At 69.4% G+C, this 4,349-nt stretch carries 5 protein-coding genes and 1 other RNA gene; 3 read left to right on the top strand and 3 right to left on the bottom strand.

What is annotated here, in order from left to right:
- Positions 1-154: 154 nt before the first annotated feature.
- On the bottom strand, positions 155-1,042 hold the full coding sequence (locus QH276_RS15840; protein ID WP_280396838.1) for an alpha/beta hydrolase: 888 nt from the start codon (positions 1,040-1,042) through the stop codon (positions 155-157).
- Between the two features lie 39 nt (positions 1,043-1,081).
- Positions 1,082-1,810, bottom strand: coding sequence for a 2-oxoglutarate/malate transporter (locus tag QH276_RS15835; RefSeq protein ID WP_280396837.1), 729 nt, complete (start codon positions 1,808-1,810; stop codon positions 1,082-1,084).
- Between the two features lie 37 nt (positions 1,811-1,847).
- On the opposite strand from QH276_RS15835, the gene QH276_RS15830 reads away from it, so the two are divergent.
- Both QH276_RS15830 and rnpB read left to right on the top strand, forming a co-directional pair.
- On the top strand, positions 1,848-2,483 hold the full coding sequence (locus QH276_RS15830) for a TetR/AcrR family transcriptional regulator (RefSeq protein ID WP_280396836.1): 636 nt from the start codon (positions 1,848-1,850) through the stop codon (positions 2,481-2,483).
- A 49-nt stretch (positions 2,484-2,532) separates the two neighbouring features.
- Positions 2,533-2,947: RNase P RNA component class A (gene rnpB, locus QH276_RS15825), an RNA gene on the top strand.
- Positions 2,948-3,066: 119 nt separating this feature from the next.
- Here the strand turns inward: rnpB and QH276_RS15820 are convergent.
- On the bottom strand, positions 3,067-3,444 hold the full coding sequence (locus QH276_RS15820; protein ID WP_280396835.1) for a hypothetical protein: 378 nt from the start codon (positions 3,442-3,444) through the stop codon (positions 3,067-3,069).
- A gap of 459 nt (positions 3,445-3,903) precedes the next feature.
- On the opposite strand from QH276_RS15820, the gene QH276_RS15815 reads away from it, so the two are divergent.
- The gene (locus tag QH276_RS15815; RefSeq protein WP_280396834.1) at positions 3,904-4,236 is read left to right on the top strand and encodes a hypothetical protein; all 333 of its coding nucleotides are present in this window, start codon (positions 3,904-3,906) and stop codon (positions 4,234-4,236) included.
- Positions 4,237-4,349 lie beyond the last annotated feature (113 nt).

Genomic DNA, 4,349 nt, shown 5'->3' with positions numbered 1-4,349 from the left:
CGCCTTCTCTATAATGCCGGCACCCGCGCCCAACACGGCCCTGGATAACAAGAACCCGGAAAATCTGCCCCGCGTAAACTGCGCGGGGGGGGGTCACCCCGCCCGTGCCGCCGCGGTACCGGAACGGCGCAGTTGTCCGGTACCGCGGCGTAGCTCACGGTCGCAGGACCGAGGTCAGGAATTCCGTCTGGTCGTAGACAGCCTGTTCGAAGATATCGTCGAAGTAGATATCGAAATGCCCTGCGGGATAGCGTTTCACCACGGCATGCTTCGTTTTCGCCGCCGCCCGCAGCGCGGGCTTCACCGGGGTGATCGAATCCTGGTCGCACAGTGCGTACAGCACCGGCATCTTGAGCTCCTTGGCATGGCGGCCCGGCCGGCCGAACAGTAGCGGGAACGCCGTGCGGGCCGGGATTTTCGGCCGGTACGACGGGCTCTCCTCGGCCAGCCGGCCGAAACCGGCCGGGACGTCCGGCCCCGTCAGCATCGCGTTTGCCCGTTTCCGCCCGGCCAGCCTGATCTGCACCGGTTTCCGGAAGATGGTGCCGAACACGACATCGGTGATCGCCGTGGCGGTCACCTTCAGCAGGCTGATCGGCCCTTTCGCCCATGCCGAGGAAAACCCGCTCACGTACGGCACCTGGGCCACGACGGCCGCGATATAGGCATCGTCCGGCGCCACGGCCAGCACATGACCACCGGCCAGCGAGGTCCCCCACAGCGCGATGCGGGTGGCGTCGAAGCCCCGCAGGGTCCGGGCGTAGGCGATCGCGGCGATCCAATCCTCACGCTGCCGCGCCATATCGACGACCTGCCGCGGATCGCCGTCGCTGTTACCGAAATGCCGGTAATCGAAAACCAATACCCCCATTCCCGCGGCGGCGAACCGCCGCGCGAACCGATCCAGACCCATTTCCCGGTTCGCCCCCAGCCCGTGCCCCATCACCACGATGGGGCGAGGTTTGGGCGGACCGGCCGGTAGATACAGCCAGCCGGCACACTTCTGACCTCCCGACGGGAAGCCGACCTCGACACGCTCCATGATCAGTGACGGTACCGAGTTGTTGTTTCGGCGGCGTTGTCAGTCCGGGTGGGCAACGGTGCGGTGACCGGCGGACGCGCGGTTCGCGGTGCCGCCGTGAGTCGCCCGGGAGTGGCGGATCAGGCAGACCCCGTACCCGCACAGCCAGATCGCCCACAGCAACCAGCCGACGAGGCCGAGCCGCGCGAGACCGTCGTGCCCGGCGACGATCAGGGGAGTCAGCACGGCACCGGTGAACTGGAGAACGGCGGCAATCGCACCGAGTACGAACAACCAGCGGGGGAGCAGGCCGGCGGCGAGCCCGGCCGCGCCCAGACCGGTCAGTGCCAGCGCCAGGAAGGTGCCGTTGAACCCGAACAGCGTCTCGTGCAGCGCCCACAGCGTGCGCACGCTCGCTACGTCGTCGACGGTGGACATGGCCAGCCGCGTCGCGACCACCGCGGTGAAGGTGGCGTTCTGTAGAAGTACTCCGGCGAAACCGGTGTAGGCCCATACGGTCTGCCCGCCGGCGCGCTGTACCGCGGCCAGCGCGCCCGCGGCGAACACGGTCGCCAGCGCCCAGACGGCGGGCAGGAGGAGCGAGACCGCACGGGTGGGCTGGTTCGCGGAGCGGAAGAATTCGATCGCCTCGTCCGGTGTCGAGCCCGGCGCCGGCATCCCGGCGGGCACGAGGACGAGGTTGGCGGAAACGATGAGGAGTGCGAAGCCGATACCCGCCGCTCCGGCGATCCGGATGGAGGCTGCGGCGTCGATAACCTTGCTGGGCATATATTGAATATAATCATCGGAAAGCGAAAGGGGAACCATGACCGCGGAGCCGCAGCGGCGCCGATACGAATCGCTGCGCAGAACAGCGCAGGCCCAGGAAACGAGTGCGCAGATCGCCCGGTGTGCCCGCGAACTCTTCGTCACGCGCGGCTGGGCGGCCACCACCGTGCGTGAGGTGGCCCGCGCGGCGGGAGTCTCGGTGCCGACCGTCTATGCCGCCTACGGCAACAAGACCGGGCTGACGCGGGCGCTCGCCGATGCCGCGGACCTCTCCGGCGACCTACCGCGGATGATCACCGAACTGGAGGCCGCCGCGGACCCGGCCGCGCAACTGGCGGCCATGGCCGGTTACGACCGGCGGCTGTTCGAACGGGCCGGTGACGTGATCGCGCTCTTGCGTGAGGCCGGCCGTACCGAACCCGAACTGGCCGCCGAGTACCGGGCCGGCCGGCGGCGCGCCGACGAGACCCGGATCGCGGTGTTCACCGGATGGGCCGACGGCATGCTCCGGCCGGGACTGCCGGCGCAGGAAGCCGTGGACATCTACGCCGCGGTGTGCAATATCGACGTATTCACCGTGCTGACCGAAGAACGCGGCTGGGCACCGGACCGGGTCGAGCGCTGGTGGAGCGCCGCCCTGGCCCGCGAACTGCTCGCGACACCGCCCTCGTGACCGGCGCCGGTGTCCGTGGGCGCCGTAGCGAGTATTCTGTTGCGACGGATGAGCCGGCCGGGCGGTCGCGGCGCCGGGAACGGGCATCGGAAGGTGTTACGCCGGGCGCCGAGGAAAGTCCGGACTCCACAGAGCAGGGCGGTTGCTAACGGCAACCCGGGGTGACCCGCGGGACAGTGCCACAGAAAACAGACCGCCCGCGGCCCGGCAGGGTCGCGCGGTAAGGGTGAAACGGTGCGGTAAGAGCGCACCAGCGCCCCGGGTGACCGGGGCGGCTCGGTAAACCCCGCCCGGAGCAAGGTCGAAGATCGCACCTCGCGGTGCGGTTGCGCAGGTGTCCGAGGGCTGCTCGCCCGAGCCTGCGGGTGGACCGCTCGAGGTACCCGGCGACGGTGTGCCCAGATGGATGGCCGCCCCCCGGTGCGAACCGGGGACAGGATCCGGCTTACAGGCCGGCTCATCCGCCGCACCCCGGTGGCGCGGCCGCAACCGGGGCAGGCGCTGATCGCGCCGCAGTTCACATACGGCACTCGGGATGTGACGCGAGGACCCACGCCGCATCTGCCGGTGTGACAGTAGGTTGCTAGTGCGGCCCGCACATGGCCGCGACCATCTGGTAGACAGCTTGGGCCTCCTGCGGTGTCGCCCCACCGAGGCGTTCGGTGATCGCCGTGGTGGCCGCGTCCTCGGGTTCGCCGGCCCGGATATCGGCACAGGTCGCGGTGAACAGCGAGGTGATCGCGGCATCGTCGCGTCCGGCGGCCAGCGAGGGGAAAGCGCCCCGGAAACCGATCACGAACGAGCCGGCCTTCACCTGGTCGATCTTCGCGGTATCGGGGGTCGCCGCGGCCGGGGTCGCGGGCGCGGTGGTCTCCGGTTCCGCGCCGTCGCTCTGGCAGGCGGTCGCGGCGAGCGCGAGGACGACGAGGGCGGCGGGAAGAAGGGCGATCGGTCTTTTCACGGGCCGGATGGTAACTCCACGAGATGGACACCGGCCCCCGCCGGGCGGGGGACGATGTTCATCCAGCGGCCACTCAGGCCGAGGGACCGATGACAAACATCTGCGCCAGCGCGGTGGCCTGCTGCGGGCCGAGGATGGGAAGCAGGTAGTCGTAGATGAGAGTGGACATACGTCAGTGAACTCCAACTCGGGATCGTCGAACGCTTACGGTCCGCCACAGTAGCAGTCGAGAGGTACCGGCGAACTCTTTCGCAGGGCACGGGAAGCCGGGGCGGAAGCAGGCGGCGCGGCGTAACCACGAAGCGCCCGCGCTCACATTTTCGTGGACACAGAATTCGTGCAGAGGTGGCATAAAAGGTGATCGGCGTCATAAAGTATGCGCGTCGGCAGGCTCGGCCGGCGGCAGTCGTCCGCACGGCCGGGCCGATTCATTCCTATCGAAGACAGGTCACAACGCATATGCGGGTAGCACGTACCTTGGCAGCCGGAGCTTTTATCGCCGGGGCCGCATCTGTTCTCGCCACCGTGGGCGCCGGTTCGGCCGGTGCCGTCGCGGTGACACCGCTGCCCGGTGGGGTGCGGGTCGACCTCAGTCCCGCGGATACCCGGTGGGTGCACAATACGAATTTCGGGCATACGCTCGCGGGCATTCCGCATCCGTCGGCGCCCTCCTTCGGGATGGCGCTGGACGCGGCCGCGGCGGTGTCGTCCGCGCATCCGAACGGGCGCGTGGTATTCACCGTATTCGGCCCGTTGCACGAACTGAACGGGTCGATGCTCGCGTTGCAGTAACGCGCGCAACCATTTTCGCGGGTGGGGGGGGGGGGCGGGGTGGGTGAGGGGCCCCCCCCGGCGGGCGCCCCCCGGGGGGGGGGGGGGGGGGGGGGGGGGGGGGGCCGGGGGGG

Source organism: Nocardia carnea, from assembly GCF_029869215.1.
GTDB lineage: Bacteria > Actinomycetota > Actinomycetes > Mycobacteriales > Mycobacteriaceae > Nocardia > Nocardia carnea_B.
The sequence above is the reverse complement of the archived record's forward strand: the minus strand, read 5'-3'. Positions and strand labels throughout refer to the sequence as shown.